The following is a 24,712-nucleotide window of genomic DNA, read 5'->3' as shown; positions in this document are numbered from 1 at the left end:
AATTTTCTCGGTACAAATAGCCATGAGAGAAGGAAATTATTTTTCATGGCATAAAAAGGTACATTTGAATGGACCACGAAAACACCGTGTATGAACAGACCCCGGAGAATCCTCCACAGTTTACTTCCAGGCTGGGTTTCTATCTTGCGGCTGTGGGCTCTGCTGTAGGTATAGGCAATATTTGGGGATTCCCTGCCCAGACTGCCGACAATGGTGGTGCTGCCTTTGTTCTTATCTACCTTTGTTTCTCTTTTCTTCTTGCCTGGCCGATGCTGGTGGCTGAGCTGGTCATTGGCCGTTATGGTCGCTCAGACCCGGCTACTACGCTCGAAAGCGTCAGCAACAGATCTTTTTTCAAGCTACTGGGTAAGGTGACTGGCTGGGTTTCAACAGTCACAGTTCTGCTGATTTATACCTTTTATGCCATCATTTCCGGCTGGATCATCTGTTTTGGTCTGGCTCCCATGGCGGTGGCCCTGGGGCTGGACAATCTGGCCACCTCGCTGACTTCATTTAATCCTTTGCCTACTATGGTAGCGGCCGGTGCATTCATGGCCATGGTAGCAGCTATTGTTGCCGGCGGTGTTGCGGATGGCATTGAGAAATGGTGTAGCCGTCTCATGCCAATGCTGGTGCTGCTGATTCTGTTGCTGATTGGTTTCACCATGACGCAGGAAGGAGCCCTGAAAGGTCTTCAGTATTTTGTGCTACCTGATTTTTCCAAATTGCTGAATAAAGACCTGCTGATCAGTGCGCTGGGTCAGTCATTTTTCTCCATGTCTCTGGGGGTAGGCATCATGGTGGTTTATGGTGCCTACCTGACCCGGGACTCTAATATTCCAGTGATGGCTGCCAGTGTTGCCGTCACTGATACGCTGGTGGCCGTGATGGCCGGTTTGTTGATTATTCCGGGTATGTTTGTTGCACTGAATCACGGAATTGATATCTACACCGCAGAGGGTACCCTGAAAAGTGCCGACAAGCTGGTGTTTGATGTTTTGCCACAGCTCTTTCTTCAGTTTGGTTCACCGGGTATTCTGCTCTCCCTGGCCTTCTTTCTTTTGTTAACCATTACGGCTTTGACCTCAGCGGTTTCCATTCTGGAAGTACCGGTAGCGGTTTTCCAGAAACGACTTCGTGCCCGCAGGGCTAACAGCTCCTGGCTGATCTCGGTGATTACATTCGGGGTCAGTGTCTGCGTGATGATCTGGTTTGATGTGCTCTTTGACTTTGTGGTCAACCTGACAACCCGCTATGCTATGCCTCTGTTGAGTCTGGTCGTCTGTATCTATGCGGCCTGGATATGGTCCAGAGATCAAAAACTGAAAGAACTGCAGAAAGGATATCCGGATATTGAGCACAGTCTCTTCTGGAAGATCTGGCCCTGGTACATCCGGTTTTTCTGTCCGTTCATGGTGATGGTCCTGATCTTTTTCACTTTTTGATGATTCCTGGAATTCAGGCCGAAATGGTATTAAGTCAAACAGGTTCCTGATTTCCGGGTTAAGAGCTTTCTCACAGAATGAAAATTTGGGTTGATGCCGATGCCTGCCCGGTGGTGATCAAGGACATACTGTTCAGAGCTGCCGACCGAACCGAAACCCCATTGACTCTGGTGGCCAACCAGCCACTCAGGGTACCGGGGTCACGCTTTATAAAATCCCTGCAGGTCGCCTCCGGCTTTGACGTGGCAGACAATGAGATTGTCAAAAGAGCCGAGTCGGGAGACCTGGTCATTACCAGCGATATTCCTCTGGCCGCCGAAGTCATTGAGAAAGGCGCTGGCGCATTGAGTCCCCGTGGTGAATTGTTTACTGAAGATAATATTCGGGCAAGGCTGAACATGCGTGACTTCATGGATACACTTCGCGCCAGTGGTATTGAATCCGGTGGGCCTCCTGCACTGAGCCAGAGTGATCGCCAGCAGTTTGCCAACCAGCTGGATAAGTGGCTGGCAAGGGTTCAGCGCTGAGCGTTCACCATAAATTTGCTCGAAGGCATTTGACAAAATTCTGGAAGCTGGGAGATTGATTTTTATCAATATCCATATGCGGTGGGATATTTTTGGACCATAGTCTATGAACTCTAACTGTAGTGAGACATTTTTTTGGAATTCTACCTGCGCTTGAAAGAGTGCTCCCGCCGAGCTAGGCGGGAGGTGAATTTCATTCAGCCCCTTAGGGCTGATTCTGGTTCTCTATGTATTGTTTAATTACCTCCAGAGGGGCTCCGCCGCAGCTCCCAGCAAAGTACGATCTTGACCACAAAACCGGCTTTCGGTACGCACCTGCAATATCACAAAACTCCTGCCTTAATCGTCTGGATGAAACAGCTTTCAGACTGTTTACTCGTTTCGCAATGGCTGGCGTGTTGGGTGAATACTCAACCAACAGGTGAACGTGGTCTGCCTCTCCATTGCAGTCTGTTAGCTCTGCCTCAAAGTTTCCGCATATCTCAGAAAATATTTCTCTGAGTCTGGCTAGATGCAACTCGCCAAGCACCTTCTTTCTGTACTTTGTCACAAAAACAATGTGGCAGTGCAAAGTATAAGCACTGTGTCGGCCTTTCTTTATTTCTTGTATACTAATGCTTAATATTCCATTTTATGCTATGTAATTTAAGCATTAAAGATTAACACACTGATTGCATCAATGAAGATTCTCAAGGCATATAAATTCAGACTGAAGGCAACACCAGAGCAGCATGTAAGACTCATGCAGCTTTGTGGCACAGCTCGCTTTGTCTGGAATAAAGCATTGAGCATCTGCAATGAAAAGTGGGAGTCTGGCGAAAAAATTCCATCATCTTATACCATGCACAAGTGGCTTCCAGTATGGAAAAAAGACGAAGAAACGAGCTTTCTTACTCAGGGAAATGCCGTTGCCTTGCAGCAAAAACTGAATGATCTTGGTGCGGCATGGAAACGTCACTTTGACGATCTGGCAAAACTCAAAGCCGGGAAAATCAAGGAAGTCCAGTTTGAAAAGCCATGCTTCAAGAAGCGAAATCAAGATCACCATAACTCAATTCGTATCATGCAGTTCTCCAAGTACTGCAAGGTTGAAAATCGCAGAGTAAAACTGCCAAGTAAATTGGGTTGGGTAAAATTCCGCAAGTCTCGCAACATAGAAGGTGAGATAAAGAATTGCACCATTACCCGTAAATCAGGCCATTGGTTTATTAGTTTTCAAACCGAGCAAGAATTAACAACTCCAGTTCACCCTTCTGAAAAAGCGGTTGGTCTGGATATGGGCATTGCCAAGTTTGTCACGCTGTCCAGCGGTAAGCAGTACAAACCGATTAATGCTTTCAGGAAACACGAGAGACAGCTTGCCAGAGAACAAAGAAAGCTCTCCCGCAAAGTGAAGTTCTCCGAAAACTGGAAAAAGCAAAATCAGCGTATTAGCCGCATTCACAGTAAAATAGCCAGTTGTCGGGCTGATTACCTTCACAAAACCTCAACCGAAATTAGCAAAAATCACGCAATGATAGTGGTTGAGAATCTGAAGGTATCGAATATGTCCAAGTCTGCAAAGGGCACTGCAGAGAAACACGGTAAAAATGTGAGGGCCAAGTCTGGACTTAACAAATCCATTCTCGATCAGGGATGGTATGAGTTCAGACGGCAGCTTGAGTATAAGCAGGGCTGGTTAGGTGGTGAAGTGGTTGCAGTTAATCCGGCATATACCAGCCAAGCATGTAGCTCTTGCGGTCACACTGAGAAGGCAAACAGAAATACTCAGGCAAAATTCGAGTGTGTGGCTTGCGGTCATTCTGAGAATGCAGATATTCAGGCTGCAAAAAATATACTAGCGTTGGGGCACAGCGTTTTAGCCTGTGGAGAGGGTTCGTTAGAGCCTTTGAAGAAGCAGGAACTTCAGCGAAATCGTGAGAAAGTAGCTGTCTAGCAACAGGAACCCTCCAGCGACCTGGCTGGAGGAGGATGTCAAATGAATAGGAATACAGATATAGTTCTATGAAATTAAAACTATGTCTAATTCAAGCCTCCCTTCAGAAACAAACTAATTCGATCAAAAGGGAGCATTGAAACAGGGCTTTTAAGTGGAACCCAACAGCTGCTTGATCACCGCAGGATCAGCCAGTGTACTCAAGTCGCCCAGATTATCTTTCTCGCCCTGAGCCAGTTTACGCAGGATGCGTCGCATGATTTTACCAGAGCGGGTTTTGGGTAGAGCCGGGCATGGGTGAAGTATCTCCGGGCGGGCGAATGAGCCGATTTCACTGGCCACCAGATTTGAAAGTTCCTCCATCAGGTCATCGGTGATCTCAATACCGTCCATGGGTGTCATGAAGGCATAAACAGTTTCGCCTTTAACCGGGTGAGGCACCCCCACTACGGCTGCTTCTGCAATGGCCTCATGCAATACCAGGGCGCTTTCTACTTCTGCCGTGCCCAGACGATGACCCGCGACATTAATTACATCATCCATTCTGCCTGTGATCTGGTAATAGCCATTTTCATCCCTGCGGGCTCCGTCTCCCGTGAAGTAATAACCCGGATACTGGCTGAAGTAAGTATCAATCGCTCGCTGGTGATTGCCATACACGGTTCTGATCTGGCCCGGCCAGGAACCGGTGATCACCAGACTCCCCTGACCGGGTCCGACAACCTCATTACCCTCATTATCGAGAATGGCAGCACGGATGCCCAGGAAAGGCCGTGTTGCATACCCGGGTTTTAACGCGGTGGCTCCCGGCAAAGGCGTAATCATCATGCCACCCGTTTCTGTTTGCCACCAGGAATCGATAATGGGGCAGCGTTCTTCCCCCACGATCTGGTAGTACCAATGCCAGGCTTCCGGATTAATGGGTTCGCCCACGGTTCCCAGGATTTTCAGACTGGCTCGTGAAGTTCGTTTAACGTATTCATCCCCCTTGGCCATCAGAGCCCGGATTGCCGTGGGTGCTATGTAGAGTGTATTCACCCGGTGGCGATCCACAATTTCCCAGATTCTTGCAGCATCGGGCCAAAAGGGGACACCCTCATACATGACCATAGTGGCACCGTTGGATAAGGGACCATAGGCGATATAGGAGTGACCGGTAACCCAGCCAACATCAGCACCACACCAGAAAATGTCACCTTCGTGGTAATCAAAAACGTAGTGAAATGTGACCGTAGTATGAAGCAGATAACCCGCTGTGCTGTGGAGAACACCTTTAGGCTTTCCAGTGGAGCCGGAAGTATAAAGAATAAAGAGAGGGTCTTCAGATTCCATGACCTCAGGTTCACAGGTGACGGGCTGGCCTGCTGTCAGCTCCTGGTAAGAAATGTCGCGTCCTTCCTGCCATTCAATCCTTGCTCCGGTTCTCTCATAAACCACTACAGTACTGACATCGGGACACTCTTTCAGAGCTTCATCGGTATTGTTTTTGAGAGGGATATGTTTCCCTCCCCGAACGCCTTCATCAGCAGTGATCACTGCCCGGCAGCCACAGTCGAGAATACGGTCACGAAGGGAGTTTGGGGAGAAGCCGCCAAAGACTACGGAGTGAACCGCGCCAATGCGTGCACAGGCAAGCATGGCATAGACGGCCTCAGGTACCATGGGCATGTAGATACAAACCCTGTCACCCCGGTTGACCCCCCGCTCCTTCAAGCCATTGGCCAGCTTACAGACCTCATCATGAATCTCCTGATAGGTAATTTTACGCTGCAGGTCGGGCGTGTCACCTTCCCAGATAATGGCCACCCGGTCGGCGCGATTTTCCAGGTGTCTGTCTATGCAGTTGACGCTGGCATTCAGCTGTCCACCTTTAAACCAGCTCACTTCACAGCTGTTGAAGTCGCCTTCATAAATGGAATCCCAGGGGCGGTACCAGTCGAGATAGCGTTCAGCCTTTTTACCCCAGAACGCTTCCGGATTCTCCAGAGAATAGTGATACAGCGCCTGATATTTGTCTTCGCTCATCCATGAGTTTTGAAAAGCCTCGGAAACCGGATAGATTGTTGCCTGGGTCATGGCCTCTCACCTGCCTCATTTTTATAAAGTTAACCCAGTATAGAAGTGAGTGCGTTTGCAGGCATTATATCCGGGCTTTTTTGACCATCTCCTTGACAGGGGCAAGCGACTGACATCCTCCCCAACCTGAATAGGGTGTCGCAAAAGTAGTGATTCGGTTGTTTGTTTATTCAGAAATTGTAACCGACAAAAGCATCATAGATACTCCCCTGATTACCAAAAGAATCAATCTTCAGTGATCCGTGCTCCATCTTACTGCTGACTGATTCATACCCAGCTTTACCACCAATAATGTTCTGCCGGGTTTTCATCTTGAGTGTGGCAGGCATCTTCGTTGAAGGCAGTTTCAGGCATCCTGTGCACATTAGTTCTCCACACGCAATATGTAAGTCGTTAAACAGTCTGGATGTATCCGGCCAGTGCCCGGACAAAGGGTCAACTCATAAAGTTATGGAACCTTTCGATCCGGTAACTGTCTGATCTTACAGTTTGCTTAATTTCAATTTGTATCGCTGCTCAACATTCCAAGGAGGTTTAAACCAATGAAGGTACATTTTCATAGCATCAACAGATTGTCTATTCCACTGGATTTCAAACATGGCTGCCAGGAGTCGGCTAAAGAGAAACTTCTCAGTACTAAAGGAAAAGAACTTATTAACAGCTTGCGACAGGAAGGAAAAACCAGGCAGGAGATTGATAAACAATTCGCAGACGAAATGGACAACCAGGAATGTTTTAATCTGCTTGTCGATAATGTCCCGCCAATGGCTGAGCGTATCGGCCGAACCGTCACTGGCCGCCGGGTGACTGAATCTTCATTGCAAGAGCCTCATGTGCTGCTGGTCCAGGAGTTGACCGGCCATGACTGTGAACCCATGGAAAAAGCACTCAGAGAATACCAATACAGCCTGATCCAGTTTGCGCCTCACCAGAGTGAGTCACGAAAAAAACGGCACCATGATCTGCTTCACGGCACTGCCATATTCCTGCGCGATCCCAAAAACGTCCTTGAGGTGATCGCCAAAGATTCATTACCCGTGAGCGAACAGGATTTACAAAAAAATTCCCGCCTGTCAACGCACGCAGAAGCTAATAACAGAATTGTCAAAAAGATTAACGGCAGAAAGGTAGCCACCTGTGTATTCAAACTCAGAGGCACCCATCTTGCCTTTTCTGCTGGCTCCGAGCACTTGGTAGGTTTTGATCGAGATGCACCAAAGGGCCCTGAAATGGATGCTTCCAGGCTACCCGGCGCAATACAGCATGAGATCCATTTGCAAAATCAGCTGACATTTTTCCAGAAGGTTGAAGCTGCACACCGCATCAAGGTCGTTGCCATGGTTTCCGGTGGGGATTTCAATGAAGATGACCGCTTTGCCAGTCGAACCTGTGAGACCAGTGGTCAGGTTCCAGATGATCTTTATCGTTTAAAAATATCTTCTGACTACGGGTTCTTGCCACCACAGAACCCTGAGGATCAGGAACCCTGCAAACTGATTTCAGAACCCGGTAAGCAGACCCAGATAGATTTCTTAACCTTGCTTAGTGACAAAAAGATAAAGTGTAAGCTTGAAAATAACTATAACGGCTTCAAGGATCAGAAGGATGGAGGCATTGAGAACTACCCCTCTGACCATATCCTGATATCTGCAGATCTCACTATCCCTGAGTCGGCCCAGCCAAGCCAGCCGTAGGATATGCCGGTCAACTGCAGCGCCGATGGTGAAAGCCCGTTTGGCCAAAAAATGAAGAGTGCAAACTTACCCTGCAATACAGGATTTGTCTCACCCCAACGTTACGATGATTTCCATCTGAAGATCATCCGGGATCTCCTGAAACGGCAGTATTGTTAATGACCGGTATATAGAAACCCTGTTCAGATGCAAGCGCAGAAATTGCAGGTAAGGGCCAAAGCTACCATGGTTATTCTCATGAGTGTGTGCCACCTGAATCTGAGTGTGGTTTTTTTAAATTACAATACAGCATTGGATAAACCAATAAACAAACCTCAAGGAATAACCATGGCCAATGAAGTGCATGAAAGTATTTAACCTATGCCACGGACTTGGTGGCAATTTTATCATTGCTGCATGACCTCAGCGGGAATGACCAAGTCTTGTTGAGTACCTCATCGTTTCTGATAAAGATAATTCCCTGCAAGCCGAGAAAATTACAGGAGAAAATAAGCCGGGACATGAGGCAGCATGAAAATTGGTTCTCAAAAAAGCATGCCTTCGAACCCAGTCGAAAAGGTCAGTAGAAAGTCTTCAGCAAAGGCAAGCAGAGGCCACTCCAAAGGACGCCGCGTCACAACAATCGCTCTGGTAAAACCGCCATATTTATCCCTTGGTGAAAAAGCAAAATCTTCAAATATCGTTCTGGCATTGAGAACGGTATTTTCCTTTGGATTAATAAAAGATCGAAATATTACGATCGTTCAACCTGATGGCACCAAACTCAAACAATCCATTGGCATCAACCAACTGGCCAGAGAAGGATACATTAGCGTTGACCAGAAGGCACAGTTGCTGGCTTTTCAAAGCAGTAAAGAGCGAGGAGAGAAACTGGCGGCAATTCTGCAAGAGGTTGATCAGCAACTGTTGTCCACTAAGCCGCAAAAGAGTGAAACTGAGCATGACTGGACCCGGCGAGTGATTGCCGAACACAGTATTCAGCCAAGAAAAAATTATTGTCAACGGCGGATCAGTCTTGAAATAGAGCCTGACCAGATAAGCTATTACAACGATTTGCAGCAAACCATCGCAAAGCTCATCCCCAGGGAAAGCCAAAGGCCAACCATCGATCTTCATATCGTTGGTAAATCCGCTAGAAAAAACAATTGCCAACGTTCCCAGCTGGGGGTTCTTGGCGGTATGGGGCCGCTGTCAGATGCCAAAATAGTGTCCAGAGCTTTGGATGATTTTGTCACTAAAGGAGGAGATAAAGATCATCTGGTAATGAACCTGTTTTCCTGCCCACCACCCCGGACCCTATGGGAAGTGATCGCCAGTGGTTCCAGCTTCATAGAGAACATTCGAACATTTGCAGCCCGCCGACACCGAAGCTATGCAATAGCGAGTAATGCCGCACATTCCAAATGCTCCACATTGAACAAACTGGGCATAAAACCACTTTTGCATCTGGTGGATCAGATAGCGAGTAGTATTGCAAAAGATCAGGTGCCCTCTAAAAACACAACGACATTGGTTCTGGAAACGACACAAGCGTATAAAAACAAACTTTATCCTCTGGCTCTCAAGCATCAAGGAGTAAATTCGATCAACCTCTCACAAACTGACCAGAAAGATTTGCAACAGCTGATAGATTATACAAAGAGAACGGGGGGGAGCGATAAGCAGGAGGAACTGTCTTCGATGATCCGTCAATACGTCAACAGTGAGAGAAAGGCGGGCAGGGAAGTGGGGCACGTGCTGTTAGGTTGCACAGAGCTGCCAATGGCTTTGGGTAAAGAAAAAATGGCAGAACTCGAAGCAGAGTTACAGGTCAATCTTGTGAATACTGAGGCCATATTTGCTGAAATATTCGCCGATAAGTTAACTGAGGCATAAATAGAGTATGTGCATTATGTGAATTGAGACAGAAGCACAGAAGACTGTAATTTAAGTTTTGCAAACGCTCCTGAAGGTCACAACAGGCTAGTTGATTGATGGTTCCTTAATGACATGTGTGTTAATGGCATGAGTCATCCGGTCAATGAGGCCGCTTTGATGGATGGTTTCGCGTAGTAGCAGAGTTTCAAAGTCAGATGATAGCTCTGCAATGTTGAAATTTGCCCGAATGTTTTTTTCATGTGAGGGGGTGAAAACGAAGCTATCCTTAACACGCTTAACTCTCCTATGGTTTAAGGAGTTCAAGCTCATGAATCACGCAAAATTTTTTAAAAGCCTTTTATTGCTCGTGCTGTCGTGTTTCGCAGGGATGCAAGTGGCTAATGCGGAGCTTAACAGTCACGCTAACGAACACGACGGCGTCCCCTTGTCTGTATATAGTGCTAACTGCCCCTACAACCAGATATGCACTGGCGATATCGTGCAGATTGGCATGGCTGATTTCAGTGCGTATAGGGATATTACCATGATTCGGACTATGGTTTATGTCGCGAATAACGCATATGACCTGTCAAAAGGTTACACCCTGGTGGCTAGCATCGGAACGTTTTTAAATGGTTTGTACTACCGGGTAAAACCCGGTAAGACTTATTACTTCAAGGCTTACTTCTTCTATAGAGAATCGAGTGGTCACTTGGTACGCGTCACCCGGGATTTATATTTTAAATCCAGAGATGATTCCCACAATCCGGGCGGATACGGCGAGGATGGGCCTATATACCCAGGCGAGCCTCAAATCATAGGGCTTCCGTCGATACCAAAATGCCATCGTGAAACGGCAGGGGAATTCTGTACCAACCAGGTAGTGCACATCTTCTGGAATAATGATCGTGGTCAGGAGGTGCGCGTAACCGACGTTGACCTTTATATTGACGGCCAACACACCAAACACGGTGACGGACCCTTCTATGGAGGCCATTTCCAGGATTTCTACTATGTACTCCCTGACTCAAAATACAGCGGAGTACCGGTGAGTTTCCAGGTTACTTGGAAAGCTTGGGGCTGGGACTCCTCTGCTCACTTTGAAAACTCGCAAATACTGGTAAGCAAATATATGCCAAAACGGGCCTCCGCATGCAAACTTCATGATCATTGGCTGAAATGCCAGGATCGTTCATCTGGTCGTTAGCAAAATCGTCGTAAACCCTCGCCCAATCGAGGGTGTCGCAAAACTCTGGTTCCCATGCTTTCGCCTGCAAGCTGGTACGCAGTCAATCGGGTGTGCTCTGGCTGTTAACGTATTCCTTCAAAGTCTCTATAGTTGCACCTCCGGCACTACAGGCAAAGTAAGACCTTGACCACAATCGACCCGATTTACTCTGGGTTGTCAGATGGGTATTAAGGATTCTGAGTCGTCTGGATGAGGTGGCTTTCAGAGTGGGCTCGTTGAAGACTACCTTACCACCCAATCAAACTGCCTGGCTGACGGATTGAGAAGATTTCCCGCCTTGTCAGATCATTAATGATGCTTGCTGATCGCCAGGCGGTCAGACTCAGTTGTGGCTCTGCAATACCATGACTGTGCAGACCTGCGTTGACGGCGTAAATGCGTCTGTTGTCCGGACCATCCCAATCAACGGCAAAGCAGGAAGAAAGTTTGAAACGACGGTGTTCGTCAAGGTTCAATCTGGACTGAATTGGCTCCAGATAGTGGGGCAGGATATTCTGAAAACCTGTACAAAGAATGACGATATCAGCAGAGAGCACTTCATCCTCTGAAGACAGCGCATGGGTCAGCTTGAGATCGTAAAAGCCACCCGAAGATTCAGACATGGCCGTGAGGGTTCGGTCAGGCAGCAGTTTCCAGTTTACCTGACTCCGGGACAAGTAGGTGCGGTCATAAAGTTCACGGTAGATTTCCAGCAGATAAGCAGGCGTAATGCCATCGCTGGCCAGCTTTTGATATTCGACAATGGTGTCTTTTTTCTCCTCAGGCAGGGATAAAAAGCGGCTGACATAGTCGGGCGTAAAATATTCATTGGTAAATGGACTTTCATCCAGAGGCTCAAAGCTGGCCCGGCGGGAAATCCACTGAATCTGATCAGCCTTACCCCATTGTTCACGCAGACAGTTGAGGAAGACTTCTGCACCCGTCTGGCCCCCACCAATAATGGCAACCTTTCTGTTGCGCAGATCAGGCTGGCGGGACATCAGTTCACTGGCATGGAAGCATTGCTGGCCTACCAGAGCCCGGGCACAGTCAGGAATGTAGGGTACTTTGCCTGTTCCCAGACATAGATTATGTGCTTTAACCTTCTCCTTGTCCGAGCGCAGCACGAAGCTACCCTCTTCAAAGCTGACTTCTCTGATCTCCGAGTCAAACTGCAAAGACTCCAGGTTTTCTGCGACCCAGCTCATGTATTCGACAAATTCGCTGCGGCTGATCACCATCTTTTCTGTGGCTAAAAAAGAATAAAACCGTCCCTTTTCCACCAGGAATGACAAGAAAGACCAGCGACTGGTGGGTTGTACGGCAGTTACCAGATCTTTCAGGCAGGAGGTCTGCATATGAGCACCAGGCAGCATAAGCCCCGGGTGCCAACCAAAGGCGGGTTTTTTGTCAAAGAAACGAATCTTTAGCTCGGGAAGACTGTCCAGCAGTGCTGCAAGACTCAGGTTGAACGGACCAGATCCCAGTCCGGCCAGATCCAGGTGGGCGTTTTCATCTTGATAGTGTGTAAAGTTCATCATTCTTCCCTGAGTGTTATTGCCAGAGGGTTCTTGAGAGGGGTTCCCAGTTCTGGCAGAGGGCGTTCGCTGGTGTCGCCATAGCCGAGTTTGAAACGAACCCGGTTCAGACAAACCCGGGCCATTTCCGGTGTGAACAGATCAAACAGTTTGAAGCGATCTTCCAGTTCGGGGTGTGCCTTCATATACGACTTAAGTTGTTCACCCAGTAACTGGTAGAAACGGGACTCGGAAAAGCCTTTTTCGGCCAGACAGGCAGAGATAAAGCGGAGAACGGTCACAAAGTGGCCGGTCTGCAAGTCGTGAATAAGGTGAGCAGCAGGCAGACGAGTAGTGACTGAGCGGGCATAATCACTGAGAGTGTCAAGTTCAGGGAAGTCCTGATCGATCAGTCTCAGGTCACCCTGAAAATCCTTCAGTGCTACTCTGACTGGCAGATGATTATCCAGAACCAGAGTAATATTCTGGCCATGAGCCACCAGACCAACGCCGTATTGACACAGCAGGTGATAAAGAGGAACCACCACCACATCAAAAAGCTTTGATAACCATTGTTTTGTCGTCAATCCGGAACGATGGATGTACTCGCAAATCAATGGATAGCCATAGCCGTCTTTCTGGAATAGGGTAGAGATCAGGATAGCCCGTTCCGAGTCTGTGGTTTTAGCATGAACACTCTGCCGCCAGATACAGCCAAGCATTTCGTGATAACGGTAGGGAGCATCCGTTATCTGTTTGAACTGAGGGTTTGGATAAAAAGCCCCGGCAGGCTCTTCCAGAATAATGGTTCTGCGATTGGACAGGATTGGATCAGATGCAGCTATCTCAGAGAGCCAGCTTGAAACCATAGGGCCTGCCTGAATGTACCGACCGGGAATACCCCGGTAGCAGGAGGTATTTAAAATGGAGAGAGGCAGTTTGATGTTCAGTTGCTCTGGTCGCTTCTTATTGGACAGAGTTCTAAGAGACTGTTGCGGAAGCATGGGGTCTCCATAGTTTCCCAGATGAACGATGTGACCTGCAGCAATTTCAGAAGCGAACAGGTTGACCAGACGGTTGCTCCATTGCCAGGGGTGCACCGGCATAAGGAAAAAGTTGCTTGCATCAATATTTAGTTGACGACAACGATCGTTCAGTTTTGCCTGCTCCCTGCTGTTAAGAACAGCGCTGATCAGATCATTTTCCTGAAGGTCGACGGCCAGAGAGAGCCTACAGTTTTCACGACTTAATGCGACCCACTCAAGTTGAATTTCAGGCAGAAACTCAGTGGCGTAACCTTGATAATCCTCCTGTCCCCAGCCAAGACGTCCTTTGCTGACAGTGACTTTGGGATGACCATCCAGATAACATTGCAGTTCGCCATCCTCCAGCTCAATCAGTTCGGCTGCACTTTTCTGGTGATAGTTTTTCTGAACCTGTACCTCGGCCATCAGTGTATTGGCCAGTTCTTCAAGAAAGTTTGCCAGTGTTGCAGAGTCCAGTCCCAGCTCTTCCCTTGCGTCTATAAAAAACTGACTGACTTCCAGTGCTGAGTCGCTGCGACTGTTTAGATAGCTTCGGGAAATGGACTCAGTGTCCACTATTAACTGATCCCAGATGGTTCTCCAAGCATAAAAGCGATAGTTCACGCCACTTTTCAGTTCAAGGATAAACCGTCCGCCACTCTCTTCTTCAGGAGCAATTGCTTTGGGGATGATGGCTTCTTCCCAGCTCAGCTCACTCAGTGTTTTTGCTAACAACCGACGATTAGCCTTCTGCCAGAAGTCAAAGCGCTGATTGACAGGTAAAGCCGTAACAGCCTGATTCATAACCGGATCTCCTGGAAGAAAATCTCCCGGTAACAGTTGACCAGTGCCGCACGTTTGTGAGGGAAGTCAAACTCTTTGACGAATGACCAGCCAGCGGGACTCAACAGCTTCAGCAATCTCTTATTGTCAGCTCTGGGCTCTCCCACCAGGCGCGTAGTTCTGGGGTCGTCCAGGTACAGGAAGTGAGTGATGCACTTTGTCCAGCTGTTGGAATATCTCTGGCCCAGAAATTCCAGATTCCCTACCAGAAGGTGAAAGCCACGATCCCAGGGCTGGCAATCGTAGTAAGGGGCAATGCGGTCTTCCAGAGCCCAGTACAGTTCGAAATAGCCGAAAGGCTCACCGTTGATGCACCCGATCATTGGCCAGGTTCTCCGGTCTTTCAATACTGACTGAAGATAGGCTGTCAGCTCTTCCCGGCTCTGGGCCATCTCCCAGAACTCTGCGATACGAGGCTGATTCATCCATTCATGGAAGAGGTCAAGGTCCTGTTCCGGATCAAGGGTTCTGAAGGAGATAGTGAGGTCATTTTGATAGTCATAACGCTTATAAACGACACCATTAGTCTGTTCCTGACGCAGTGGATGCGTGACAGCTTTTTCGTTTTCAGTCCAGATTTCAGGCATCGTCTGGTTATCTCTCTGGCAGTGCCAGAGGGTTCGGTCCTGATACAGGCCTGAGCGATAACAGATACCTTCCAGTGAGCTTTCCTTACAGCTGTGTATCAACTGATTATCCTGAAGCCTTTCAGCCAGCGAGGGTGCAACGTAAATCCGGGAGAGATCCGGATTACGGGAAAAAAGGTAGTCCAGACTGGCTGCAATCAGATGATTGGGTACATTCTCAGGGAGGTCGGATTCGTTAGCTGCAGTTATTAAGGCGCTATCCTGTTCTGAGATTTTCAACAGCAGAGATTGATTGTTGTCATGCACCGCCAAGCTATTGGATGACAGTAATTGCAAAGAAATCTCGCAGTCTGATGTCCCTGGCAGGGTAATCGTTGTTATTTTAGTCATTGCTCTTCCGTAAGAGTGAGTCTGAGTAGCCTTGTGGGAAGAAAAACAGGGTACGTCATGCTCAAATATGAAAATGGCATCGCAAAATGTTTTTCACGGTAAAATCAATGGGGTGTATTACCGGGCAACCTCACTGAATGCCTGCAAGGGATTTCTCATGGAGTGATAGACATCCATCGGATTCTTTAATGTGTTCTCGTTAATGTTGCAGTAGGTGCAGTAAAAGTTACCTTTTGACCAGAGTTCTCTGCTGTCGAGCATGTAATCGAGGCAGCTGGTGTCCCGACGGCCCTGCTTGCGCAGTTTGTCCAGAAAGCGGTAGAGGGAGGACAGAAGCTGTTTCTCCGGAAGAATATTGCTGGCTCCCAACACGCTGATGACACCAAAGGTGGAATTAATCAGCAGATAGTAAGTGAATAGCCGGTTGCCAAGCTGTTCACTGACGTGGTGCTCTTTTTCTTTATCGGCCAGAGGCAGGTGTGCTTGCAAGAGCTCTCTGGCCAGATGGCTGTACCCCGTGCCCTGACAGTCGCGGAAATAGACGGTCTCCGGGTAGCCCTCTGGCATTCTGAGCAACAGGTTCTGTTGATGTGCGCCCAACAGCAGGCCAAAGTCTGATTGAGCAATGATCAGGGGCTCTATAACTTTGGAAAGGTATTTTCCAAACCACTTTTGTGCGACAGCTTCTGCCCTGGCCCTTTCCTTTACGGCTAACTCCCGGATCAGATTAATCAGTCTGGGTTCACCTGCCGGGTTGTCCTGGGTGAGGCTGGCCAGTAACTCAGTACACTGGTTGACGGTTTCCCGGTTGAAAGGGTTTTCCCGAAGCACCATCATGGTTTCAGGCAGCACCTGACCGTTTTCTCCCTTGATGGCGGCATGAGCCGGTTCGGTAATGATTTCGAAATCCGGATATAGGCTTTTCAAGTCATTACCCAAAGGAGTATGGTATTTCACCTGGTGGATTTCTTTGCCCCGAAGCACTTCCTTGGGGAGCAGGTGACGGATTGAATTGGTCAGTTTGACGCTGAGTGAATACTTCAACTTAAAGGAGGCATGGATTCCATGGATCGCGCGTACTGAAGAAGTGGCGCGCCATTGGCTGCCATGCAGACCATAGTTAATGAGTTGTCCTTCTCTGAGCAACCGGCGGATATAAGCATTCTTTAACCACTGTTTAGCCTGCCAGGGGTGAGCGGGTAACAGGGTGTGATGTTCGGGAATGTCACCAGGAAAACGACCGGAGAACTCCGGATCTTCAGAAGCCAGTTGGCGAGTCAGTTCATGGAATGAGTATTCATGAACACTGTCTGCTTCCAGCAGGCTGGCATCAATAGAAAACCAGTGCAGCTGGAAGCTGTTTCCGTATTCAGGAATATAGCGCTGCGAGTCTTCTGAGGTAAATTGATCCCGACTTTTGGGGGTGGGGTGAACGGAGTGACCTGCCAGCAGGGCCTGCTCTGAAGATTGAAAATCTGTGCAGCCGGAAAATAGTTGATCAAGTTCGTTTTTTCTTAATTCAAGAACAGACTCCATATTCTCAACGCTTCTTTTAACACGATAAAAAAACAGTTGTCTTTGCTCGGCGTCACTGTTCCATAAAGCATTGTCTTTAACGATTAACTGAACACTTTCAATGAAGGATAAATCAGTGATGGTGTTGTCTTTTTGGTTAACCAGGGCGATGGGTTTGCAGAACTGATGTCTGCCGCTGATGGATAAATATTTAATGTAAATCAAAAGCCGATAGTTGCTTTTGTGCAAGGGGATTGAAGCAGTGGCTTCAGCGTCAACAGGCGGTTGCCAGTCTGAACTTATTGATTGACCGCTCAGCCACTTCTTGTGGCTATCAACAGACTCTAATGACCAGTCTTTCCATTCCCTGAGCAAGGCATTAAAAAAGCAGCCTGCACTGAGACTTTCAGCCTGCTCATGACTATTGGAGTCGTATTTACGTTCATGTCCGAACCTGTTAAAGGATGAGTCGTATTCGGCTTTGATGGTCGTGGTTTCCAGAAGCAGTGTGGTCACTGATTTCATTCTCCAGAATGATTTTATTATTCAGCTCATAACTTTGAAGACCTTATTCCTGTTACACCAAAGGTTTAATTTAAGGTCTGGGTCAACTAGGCTTGAATTGTAAATGAGAATTGTTATCATTTGCAACTGTTCTCAACAGCATCCATGAAACATTTAACAAAATGATGCCCACGTCACAGAGGTCTCAATAGTGACCAATGACAAGCCATTACAGGTCATGATGACTGACAAGTGACTTTCATCTACGGAACAGTAAAACCGCTGCAAAGGAGCAGCGAACCATAAAAGGAGAAGACTTTCTCTGGCTGGTTTTACAGCATGTTCTGCCCAAAGGGTTGAGACGAGTCCATGACTACGGATTCCTGAACTGTCGGGCTAAAGGCAGACTTAACCTGATTCAGCTGATCTCGCAAGTCATGCTGAAACCTCTGGAACCCGTTATCCGACCAAAACACGCTCGTAGAACCTGTGGCTGCGATATGAAAGCCTTAGCATTCCGGTTCACAGGTTTCACCTGACCGATAAAAAAGGGCTTAAATTCACTCAACAGAGGAGAGCCAGCACAATCTGAATGCATAATTTTACGACAATGTGCAATTAATAGCTGGGGCAGGGGCACGCTCAGCTTAACAAAAGTCAAAACCAACCCGCATTAGCTATAAAGGCTGCCAGAGCATAGGCTATTTCTTATAAACCATACTGAGTGGCTGTCAAGTTCAGGCTTGTTCAACAACCGGATAAGATTGCGGTTGCGCGCAATCTATCCTTATTCGTTAGGTGCTTTCTTCGGGTTCAAGACTTAGCTCATGCTGACTATCTTGCATTTTTCTTGCGTATCTGTACTGCCTGCCTTGGGTCGTTTCTTTGCTAACACCTTTTTCAATCTTTTCTAAAACTGTATCTACAGCATGACCTGTGACTGTTATTTCACCAGCTTCATCAAGCTTTCTTCTTATTTTAAGAACACAAACTATGGTGGAGCCATGCTGAAAGCTAACAGATTTGTTGAGTACAGCCTCTTTAAACTCTTTATCCTGCATGGAAAAGCTAATAGGCTCATCTTTGTAAAGCCCTTTCCAATGAGCGTTACTTTCTTTCAGGACTGGAGCAATAATTTCAACCGATGCATTTTCATCAGTATGTGTTGGCAAATTATTACTTGCTAGAATGAATCTCTTGAACTTACTTTTTGGTATTATTTCCTGACAGCCTACGTTCAAACCATCATGATCGAGGGAACTAACGCCAAGATTCGAAACCTTATCATAATGTGATAATTTTTTATAGAAGTTTGATTTTCTGGCAATTACTTTATAGCTTTTATTTGTAATTTTTTTTGCTGCTTCAACTGCATTATCAGATAATTCATTCTCTTTTATTTCTTTCTTTAGCTTCTCAATTTGTAGTTTTTTCTCTTGAATTGAAAGCTGTAAAAGTTCTTTTTGTAGTTTTTCTGTTTCAGAATCGGTTTTTGGAACCTGTGACAAAATCAAAGCCACAACAGAAACAACCAATGCAATTTGAGCGTTATTATCTCCCGTAAACTTCCATATGTCCCGAAGACCTCCTTCTTTATGAGCTTCTGATTCAACTCTTATTTTTATTTCAAGTGTTTCAGCGACCTCTTTTATTACCGCAAGAATCTCTGTCTCGCATTTATTACGAACAAAAGCATCCATTGAATGCGATTCATCATTGAAATAATAATGAAGTTCCAGTTTTCTTGCTAATTCCATATTTTCCTTTTAAGTTTGAGATGTTGTATTTGCGCCTAACGCCTGCGTTAACTGCGCGCCGAATGCGCGTCGGGTGGAGCCCTCCAGGGCGGAAAGAATTCCACGCATTTGTTATGCCTTTGTTCGGATTATCTCAGTTCTTGAAACACCTGAGGGCATTGCTCAGCAATTCTTAGCAGAGCTTTTGCGGGACCTTGAGGGTTTCGACGCCCTTGCTCCCAATCTTGTATGGTTCTTATGCTGACACCCATAAAACCAGCAAAAGCAGATTGAGAAAGCTTTAGCTTTTTTCTGATTTCTTTGGCTGGTGATGGGTCTGAAAGAACCGTTGTTTCAAGATTGCCCTCACCAGACTTAAAAGCTTTAATTTCTTCTATGCCATCAAGGATTTCTTGGCCGATATCTCTTTTACTCATTCTCGATAGCCTCCGCAATTTTCTTTAGAATATGACTAGGGATGGTTGCTTGTTCAGATTTACTATAAATTGTGAGCATCCATATTTCATAGTCACTTTTTTTCCAGTAATAAATTACTCGAACTCCACCGCTTTTACCTTTACCTTCAGGAGCCCAACGAACTTTTCGCACGCCACCACTACCACGGACAATATCTCCTGAATCTGGCTTTTCCTGTAAATGCCACTGCAACATCCTGTATTCATCATCGGTCAGATAGTCAGAAAGTAGCTTGGTAAATTTGCTAGTTTCAATAAAAATCATAAACTTAATTATACGGCGTTGCCGTATTCTGTCAAGCCCATATATCTTATTGAAAATGTTGATGTTTTGTTCTGAGGCGTAACCGCGAAGCTGACGGGCAGTGCGCCAGCACTGACCCTGCCGAGCATGTTGGTACACCCGGCATGGGCATGAACTTATGGGGTGAAAGTCCCCTGTAGGTAAACCAGCATCAGATCTGGTGCGGAGTAAGGAAATTTCGTATGGAATCCCCTTATGTAAGTCCACCGATGATAACCACTAGCAGCCTGTCGGACTTAAGCGCCCGTAGCGAGGATTGCGAGAAATTGAGGATAAAAATTTCTGCTTCTGAGGAGAATAGCGGGGCTATTTGACGAAGAGGCAGGAATTTTTAGACCAATTTATCGCAACCGCACGACTGCACGGATGCAGGAGCTAGAGCAACGCAGGAGCAGTTGCCGCGTAGGGCAGACTTAAGTCCGACAGGCTGCTAGCTTAAGGTAAGTGCAATCCAGCGAGGGATTGTGCGGAGGCAGTCTGACTGCAAAGGTGCGAGCCGACGGAGACTGGGCGTCCCCCAGAAATCGCATACAAGGCCAACTCTCGTGGGCGAGTGAGTCAAGGATTACAAAGCCCTCTGGTTTGAGAGACACCGTAAATGCGGCAGTCGCCTGCATGGATGCAGTTGAGGAGCGTGAGCAGGACGCAGAAGCTTTGTACGCTGACAGTTCATGTTCCCTCTTGTTTAAAAGAGTGGGGAGGTCTGTTCAACATGCGATTGGTTATTCCCATTTCTCAGCCACTGCCTAGAACAGGCTCGGCGGGCAAGATTCATCACCCGGTTCGAGCAAGCCCGATGACAAACAATAACGCCCAAAGGAGTAATCCAGTGTGGTGATTGAACAGAAGACCGAAAACTGCTCCTGCATTTCAACTCGTTCCCACGCTCTGAGGGTGTCGCAAAACTCCAACAGCTCGTTCCCATGCTCTGAGGTCGTCATTCCCGCGAAGGCGGGAATCCAGGGCCAACAGTTGGTCTCTGCCTTCTCGGGGATGACAAGGCCAGGGGTGCACCGGGCAGTATGGTTTTGGCGGAGAGTCAGTGTGGATTCCCGCCTTCGCGGGAATGACGAGAATGAAGCCGGGAATGACGGGAGTCAACTCCTTCACACGCTGGAGAGAGTTTTGCGACACCCTCTCCAGCGTGGAAATGCATATCAGACTGACAGTTCACTCGGAATTAAACATGGGTAGAAGTCAATACAAATTTACGGAGCCAGACCAACCTCATTTTATGACAATAACCGTAATGCACTGGATCTCAGTTTTTTACCAGACCTGAGACTGTCGCCATAATTCTCGATTCAAAGAGGCATATGATGATCGAAAGGGGCAGGTTATCCATGATAAACAAACACGCCGCAATCAATGCAGCGTGTTATTGGTTTTTGGCCAGGATTAAGCCAGGTCAAAGCGATCAGCATTCATCACTTTGGTCCAGGCCGCGACAAAGTCACGGACGAATTTTTCCTGATTATCGTCCTGGGCGTACACTTCTGCGTAGGCTCGCAGTATTGAGTTGGAACCCAATACCAGGTCAACACGGGTAGCAGTCCACTTCACGGTACCGGTCTTGCGGTCCCGGATCTCATAGAGACCGTCGGCGGCGGGTCGCCATGAGTAGTTCATGTCCACCAGGTTCACGAAGAAGTCGTTGCTTAACTGACCTTCGCGATCGGTAAAGACACCGTGTCTGGTGCCACCATGGTTGGTGCCCAGAACCCGCATACCGCCAATCAGTGCTGTCATTTCGTGGGCGGTGAGTCCCATTAATTGGGCACGGTCCAGCAGCATCTCTTCCGCAGCCACGGCGTAATCCTTCTTCAGCCAGTTGCGGAAGCCATCGTGCAGAGGCTCGAGCACTTCAAAGGACTTAACATCCGTCTGCTCCAGCGTCGCATCGCCCCGACCTGCGGCAAAAGGCACTTTAACGTCAAAGCCAGCCGCCTTGATAGAGGCTTCCAGACCAAGGTTACCGGCCAGAACAATCACGTCTGCGACGCTGGCACCGGTCTCGGCAGCAATGGGCTCCAGTGCTGCGAGTACTTTTTCCAGGCGCCCGGGTTCGTTGCCTTCCCAATTCCTCTGGAAATCCAGACGGATACGGGCACCGTTGGCACCACCACGCTTATCGGAGCCACGGAAAGTACGGGCGCTGTCCCAGGCTGTAGCGATCATGTCGCTGTTGCTCAGACCGCTGGCGGCAATTCTGGCCTTAACCACACCCACATCGTAATCTGTCTTGCCAGCAGGTACCGGGTCTTGCCAGATCAGTGATTCCTGTGGTGCATCCAGGCCAATGTAGCGGGATTTTGGTCCCATATCCCGATGGGTCAGCTTGAACCAGGCACGGGCAAACACGTCGGAGAAGTAGGCATGGTCGTCACGGAAACGTTCGGAAATCTTGCGATATTCCGGGTCCACCTTCAGAGCCATATCTGCATCGGTCATGATGGGGTTGTGGCGAATGGATGAGTCTTCCACATCCACAGGCTTGTCTTCTTCGGCACTGTTAACCGGCTCATATTGCCAGGCATCGGCCGGGCTCTTCTTGAGTTTCCAGTCGTATTTGAACAACAGGTGGAAGTAGCCGTTATCCCACTGGGTCGGGTTGGTGGTCCAGGCACCTTCAATGCCGGAAGTCACGGTATTGCGGCCAATACCCCGGCTGGTTTTGTTCAGCCAGCCAAGACCCTGATCTTCCAGTTCAGCACCCTCTGGGGCTTCACCCAGTAATTCCGCCTTGCCGTTACCGTGACACTTACCTATGGTATGGCCACCGGCTGCCAGGGCTACGGTTTCTTCGTCATTCATGGCCATACGCTCAAAGGTGACGCGCATGTCCTGGGCGGTTTTCAGCGGATCAGGATGACCATCCACACCTTCCGGGTTAACGTAAATCAGACCCATCATAACCGCTGCTAACGGGTTTTCCAGATCGCGGTTACCGGAGTAGCGTCCACCTTCTTCAGTGCTTGGCTGCAGCCACTCTTTTTCAGATCCCCAATAGGTATCTCTTTCAGGATGCCAGATGTCTTCCCGGCCGAATGCGAAGCCAAAGGTTTTCAGCCCCATGGATTCATAAGCGACAGTGCCTGCATAAGCCAGCAGGTCAGCCCAGCTCAGCTTGTTACCGTACTTTTTCTTGATCGGCCATAATAGACGACGGGCCTTGTCCAGATTGGCGTTATCGGGCCAGGAATTCAATGGCGCAAAGTGCAGGTTGCCGGTACCGGCACCGCCACGGCCATCGGCAATACGGTAAGTACCGGCAGCATGCCAGGACATACGCACCATCAGGCCACCGAAGTGTCCCCAGTCGGCAGGCCACCACTCCCGGGAGCTGGTCATCAGATCTTTGAGGTCTTGTTTCAGGCTGGTAAAGTCAAGGGTGTTTACCGCTTCCCGATAGTTGAACTCAGGAGCCATCGGGTCGGTTTTTTGATCGTGCTGATGCAGAATGTCGAGGTTCAGAGTTTTTGGCCACCAGTCAACATTCGACGTGCCGCTTTCTGTCACCGCACCGTGCATAACAGGGCATTTTCCAGAGTGGGGGTTATTCATTTGCCATCTCTTCCTTGTTGATTAAGTTATCTAAATCATCAGTTCCCTGATTGCATTGATTTTGATCTGAATCAATATTTATTCATTGTTTATCAGTATGTTACGAGGTTTTTAGATTGCTTTAAGACCCCATTCCCATTGCACCAAAGTATTTATTTTGAGGTCAGGGTCAATTGGACTTGAATTGCAAATGAGAATTGTTATCATCTGATGCAGATCTCAACAACACACATGAACCATGCAACAAAATGAGCTTGGCCCTGTCATAGCACAACCGGTCTATGAATCCGGAGACTCCATCAAAGAATTCAGTCGGTTTGGGTCGGTATTTATACTCGGTGCCGGCCAGACGACATTATTGATCTGTCTGCCAGCCATAGCCGAAGAAACCGGGTTAGGTTATGGCCTGCTGACGCTCATGGTGGCACTGGGAACCTGTCTGTTTATTTTCACTTCGCCCTTATGGGGAAGAATAAGTGACCGTTTTGGACGCAAGAGAGTGGTTCAGTCCGGGCTCTTTGGTTTTGCGGCCAGCTTTTTACTGCTGGCATTCGCGCTTCATGGTCTGGGCTCCGGCCTGCTGAGCAGAGAGTTGGCCATGGGTTTGATGTTTTTGGCCAGGACTCTTTATGGTCTATTGGTATCGGGTTTGTATCCAGCGGTTCAGGCTTGGGTTATAGACGACAGTAATCATTCTAACAGACTGTCTGGTCTAAGCCGGATTACAGTCAGTATTAATGCCGGGCGTCTCATAGGTCCTGTGATCCCGGCAGTGCTGATTTCCCAGGGCAGCCTTTTCCCTGTTTTAGCAATGGTAGTTCTTGCCATCCCCTTGCTGATACAGGTCTCGATATTACTCAATGACAAGGCTTCAGAAGTCAGACAGGAAAAGGGTAGCCAAGAAAAGAATCAGTTCAGGCAAATGCTGAAATCACTCTGGCCTGTTTTGCTGGTGGCCTGCTCTGTAACAACGCTCTTTGGTCTGTTGCAGTACCTTATAGGTCCTATTTTGCAGGCGCGTTTTTCTTACGACGGAGTATCAGCATCAAGAGTACTTTCGATACTTATGATGGTGGCCGCTTTTTCGACGGTGGTTGCACATTTGCTGGTATCTCGTTTTGCTCAGGGCAGGCTGATTCTGTCATTAAAAGTCGGCAGTGTCTTATTACTGTTCGGTAGTTTCCTCCTGATCACCGCCACTCACCTGATATGTCTGATATTCGGGCTGGTCATCAGTGCCGCTTCGATTGCATTACTGACGCCTGCTTACACGACACTGGCTTCAGAACAGGTAGGTCAGCAGGGCGTTCTGACAGGAACCCTTGCTATGATTCATACCCTCGGATATACCCTGGGAGCCGTCCTGGCCGGACTGGGAGGATCACTGGGCATCCAGATGGCAGAAGTTTTCTGCATTTTTCTGGCTGTTCTGCTTCTGATGATTTCCTTTTTATTAGTTGAGTCTCCAAAGAGACGGAGTTGTTAGGT

At 48.0% G+C, this 24,712-nt stretch carries 19 protein-coding genes and 1 pseudogene; 8 read left to right on the top strand and 12 right to left on the bottom strand.

Going from position 1 to position 24,712, the window contains the following annotated elements; translation table 11 throughout:
- Nucleotides 1-68 precede the first annotated feature (68 nt).
- Together P6910_RS24430 and P6910_RS24425 are read left to right on the top strand one after the other, a co-directional pair.
- Nucleotides 69-1,445, top strand: coding sequence for a sodium-dependent transporter (locus P6910_RS24430; RefSeq protein ID WP_317143835.1), 1,377 nt, complete (start codon nucleotides 69-71; stop codon nucleotides 1,443-1,445).
- Nucleotides 1,446-1,522: 77 nt separating this feature from the next.
- Complete coding sequence (locus P6910_RS24425) at nucleotides 1,523-1,972, top strand: YaiI/YqxD family protein (RefSeq protein ID WP_317143834.1); 450 nt, start codon at nucleotides 1,523-1,525, stop codon at nucleotides 1,970-1,972.
- Nucleotides 1,973-2,177: 205 nt separating this feature from the next.
- On the opposite strand, the gene tnpA is transcribed toward P6910_RS24425, so the two are convergent.
- Nucleotides 2,178-2,588 carry an IS200/IS605 family transposase gene (tnpA, locus tag P6910_RS24420; RefSeq protein ID WP_317146576.1) on the bottom strand — a complete coding sequence of 137 codons (411 nt, stop codon included), beginning with the start codon at nucleotides 2,586-2,588 and terminating at the stop codon, nucleotides 2,178-2,180.
- Between the two features lie 63 nt (nucleotides 2,589-2,651).
- Between tnpA and P6910_RS24415 the strand changes: the two genes are divergently transcribed.
- A complete protein-coding gene (locus tag P6910_RS24415) occupies nucleotides 2,652-3,908 on the top strand; it encodes a transposase (protein WP_317143234.1) in 1,257 nt (418 codons plus the stop codon).
- 150 nt (nucleotides 3,909-4,058) lie between these two features.
- Here the strand turns inward: P6910_RS24415 and acs are convergent, their stop codons facing one another.
- Nucleotides 4,059-5,984, bottom strand: coding sequence for an acetate--CoA ligase (gene acs, locus P6910_RS24410; RefSeq protein ID WP_317143833.1), 1,926 nt, complete (start codon nucleotides 5,982-5,984; stop codon nucleotides 4,059-4,061).
- A 542-nt stretch (nucleotides 5,985-6,526) separates the two neighbouring features.
- Here acs and P6910_RS24405 point away from each other — a divergent pair.
- The 3 genes from P6910_RS24405 to P6910_RS24395 all read left to right on the top strand — a co-directional run bounded on the left by P6910_RS24405 (nucleotide 6,527) and on the right by P6910_RS24395 (nucleotide 10,742).
- Nucleotides 6,527-7,678 (top strand): hypothetical protein, encoded by a 1,152-nt coding sequence (locus tag P6910_RS24405; protein ID WP_317143832.1) that lies wholly within the window; start codon nucleotides 6,527-6,529, stop codon nucleotides 7,676-7,678.
- A gap of 510 nt (nucleotides 7,679-8,188) precedes the next feature.
- Nucleotides 8,189-9,553 (top strand): aspartate/glutamate racemase family protein, encoded by a 1,365-nt coding sequence (locus P6910_RS24400; protein ID WP_317143831.1) that lies wholly within the window; start codon nucleotides 8,189-8,191, stop codon nucleotides 9,551-9,553.
- Nucleotides 9,554-9,863: 310 nt separating this feature from the next.
- Complete coding sequence (locus P6910_RS24395; protein WP_317143830.1) at nucleotides 9,864-10,742, top strand: hypothetical protein; 879 nt, start codon at nucleotides 9,864-9,866, stop codon at nucleotides 10,740-10,742.
- 82 nt (nucleotides 10,743-10,824) lie between these two features.
- Here P6910_RS24395 and P6910_RS24390 read toward each other — a convergent pair.
- The 5 genes and pseudogenes from P6910_RS24390 to P6910_RS24370 all read right to left on the bottom strand — a co-directional run.
- A pseudogene (locus P6910_RS24390) lies at nucleotides 10,825-10,989 on the bottom strand (transposase); the annotation flags it as partial.
- A 22-nt stretch (nucleotides 10,990-11,011) separates the two neighbouring features.
- Nucleotides 11,012-12,304 carry a lysine N(6)-hydroxylase/L-ornithine N(5)-oxygenase family protein gene (locus P6910_RS24385; protein ID WP_317143829.1) on the bottom strand — a complete coding sequence of 431 codons (1,293 nt, stop codon included), beginning with the start codon at nucleotides 12,302-12,304 and terminating at the stop codon, nucleotides 11,012-11,014.
- Entirely contained in the window at nucleotides 12,301-14,109 is a 1,809-nt protein-coding gene (locus P6910_RS24380; protein ID WP_317143828.1) for an IucA/IucC family siderophore biosynthesis protein, read from the bottom strand. Before P6910_RS24380 ends, P6910_RS24385 begins: the two co-directional genes overlap by 4 nt.
- Nucleotides 14,106-15,125, bottom strand: a complete 1,020-nt coding sequence (locus P6910_RS24375) for a GNAT family N-acetyltransferase (protein ID WP_317143827.1) — start codon at nucleotides 15,123-15,125, stop codon at nucleotides 14,106-14,108. The genes P6910_RS24380 and P6910_RS24375 overlap by 4 nt, the downstream gene beginning before the upstream one ends.
- Before the next feature lie 117 nt (nucleotides 15,126-15,242).
- A complete protein-coding gene (locus P6910_RS24370) occupies nucleotides 15,243-17,156 on the bottom strand; it encodes an IucA/IucC family protein (RefSeq protein ID WP_317143826.1) in 1,914 nt (637 codons plus the stop codon).
- A 233-nt stretch (nucleotides 17,157-17,389) separates the two neighbouring features.
- On the opposite strand from P6910_RS24370, the gene P6910_RS27020 reads away from it, so the two are divergent.
- Nucleotides 17,390-17,683 carry a transposase gene (locus tag P6910_RS27020; RefSeq protein ID WP_410493950.1) on the top strand — a complete coding sequence of 98 codons (294 nt, stop codon included), beginning with the start codon at nucleotides 17,390-17,392 and terminating at the stop codon, nucleotides 17,681-17,683.
- Between the two features lie 255 nt (nucleotides 17,684-17,938).
- Here P6910_RS27020 and P6910_RS24365 read toward each other — a convergent pair whose 3' ends face one another.
- From P6910_RS24365 to katG, 5 genes are all read right to left on the bottom strand, one after another.
- Nucleotides 17,939-18,901, bottom strand: coding sequence for a hypothetical protein (locus tag P6910_RS24365; RefSeq protein ID WP_317143825.1), 963 nt, complete (start codon nucleotides 18,899-18,901; stop codon nucleotides 17,939-17,941).
- Nucleotides 18,902-19,029: 128 nt separating this feature from the next.
- Nucleotides 19,030-19,317 (bottom strand): helix-turn-helix domain-containing protein, encoded by a 288-nt coding sequence (locus tag P6910_RS24360; protein WP_317143824.1) that lies wholly within the window; start codon nucleotides 19,315-19,317, stop codon nucleotides 19,030-19,032.
- Entirely contained in the window at nucleotides 19,310-19,621 is a 312-nt protein-coding gene (locus tag P6910_RS24355; RefSeq protein ID WP_317143823.1) for a type II toxin-antitoxin system RelE/ParE family toxin, read from the bottom strand. The genes P6910_RS24360 and P6910_RS24355 overlap by 8 nt, the downstream gene beginning before the upstream one ends.
- Before the next feature lie 909 nt (nucleotides 19,622-20,530).
- Entirely contained in the window at nucleotides 20,531-20,794 is a 264-nt protein-coding gene (locus P6910_RS24350) for a hypothetical protein (protein WP_317143822.1), read from the bottom strand.
- Between the two features lie 264 nt (nucleotides 20,795-21,058).
- Nucleotides 21,059-23,224: a catalase/peroxidase HPI gene (katG, locus tag P6910_RS24345; protein ID WP_317143821.1), complete on the bottom strand. Its 2,166-nt coding sequence runs from the start codon at nucleotides 23,222-23,224 to the stop codon at nucleotides 21,059-21,061.
- Between the two features lie 238 nt (nucleotides 23,225-23,462).
- On the opposite strand from katG, the gene P6910_RS24340 reads away from it, so the two are divergent.
- Nucleotides 23,463-24,710, top strand: a complete 1,248-nt coding sequence (locus P6910_RS24340) for an MFS transporter (RefSeq protein WP_317143820.1) — start codon at nucleotides 23,463-23,465, stop codon at nucleotides 24,708-24,710.
- Nucleotides 24,711-24,712: the final 2 nt, after the last annotated feature.

The organism is Endozoicomonas sp. 8E, from assembly GCF_032883915.1.
Taxonomy (GTDB): domain Bacteria; phylum Pseudomonadota; class Gammaproteobacteria; order Pseudomonadales; family Endozoicomonadaceae; genus Endozoicomonas_A.
Note: the sequence above shows the minus strand (reverse complement) of the source record. Positions and strands in the feature narration are given on the sequence as shown.

Excerpts from the sequence above, each read along its gene's own strand:
- P6910_RS24430 (WP_317143835.1), top strand. The coding sequence starts at position 69 with ATGGACCACGAAAACACCGTGTATGAACAGACCCCGGAGAATCCTCCA.
- P6910_RS24425 (WP_317143834.1), top strand. The coding sequence starts at position 1,523 with ATGAAAATTTGGGTTGATGCCGATGCCTGCCCGGTGGTGATCAAGGAC.
- P6910_RS24415 (WP_317143234.1), top strand. The coding sequence starts at position 2,652 with ATGAAGATTCTCAAGGCATATAAATTCAGACTGAAGGCAACACCAGAG.
- acs (WP_317143833.1), bottom strand. The coding sequence starts at position 5,984 with ATGACCCAGGCAACAATCTATCCGGTTTCCGAGGCTTTTCAAAACTCA.
- P6910_RS24405 (WP_317143832.1), top strand. The coding sequence starts at position 6,527 with ATGAAGGTACATTTTCATAGCATCAACAGATTGTCTATTCCACTGGAT.
- P6910_RS24400 (WP_317143831.1), top strand. The coding sequence starts at position 8,189 with ATGAAAATTGGTTCTCAAAAAAGCATGCCTTCGAACCCAGTCGAAAAG.
- P6910_RS24395 (WP_317143830.1), top strand. The coding sequence starts at position 9,864 with ATGAATCACGCAAAATTTTTTAAAAGCCTTTTATTGCTCGTGCTGTCG.
- P6910_RS24385 (WP_317143829.1), bottom strand. The coding sequence starts at position 12,304 with ATGATGAACTTTACACACTATCAAGATGAAAACGCCCACCTGGATCTG.
- P6910_RS24380 (WP_317143828.1), bottom strand. The coding sequence starts at position 14,109 with ATGAATCAGGCTGTTACGGCTTTACCTGTCAATCAGCGCTTTGACTTC.
- P6910_RS24375 (WP_317143827.1), bottom strand. The coding sequence starts at position 15,125 with ATGACTAAAATAACAACGATTACCCTGCCAGGGACATCAGACTGCGAG.
- P6910_RS24365 (WP_317143825.1), bottom strand. The coding sequence starts at position 18,901 with ATGGAATTAGCAAGAAAACTGGAACTTCATTATTATTTCAATGATGAA.
- P6910_RS24360 (WP_317143824.1), bottom strand. The coding sequence starts at position 19,317 with ATGAGTAAAAGAGATATCGGCCAAGAAATCCTTGATGGCATAGAAGAA.
- P6910_RS24355 (WP_317143823.1), bottom strand. The coding sequence starts at position 19,621 with ATGATTTTTATTGAAACTAGCAAATTTACCAAGCTACTTTCTGACTAT.
- katG (WP_317143821.1), bottom strand. The coding sequence starts at position 23,224 with ATGAATAACCCCCACTCTGGAAAATGCCCTGTTATGCACGGTGCGGTG.
- P6910_RS24340 (WP_317143820.1), top strand. The coding sequence starts at position 23,463 with ATGCAACAAAATGAGCTTGGCCCTGTCATAGCACAACCGGTCTATGAA.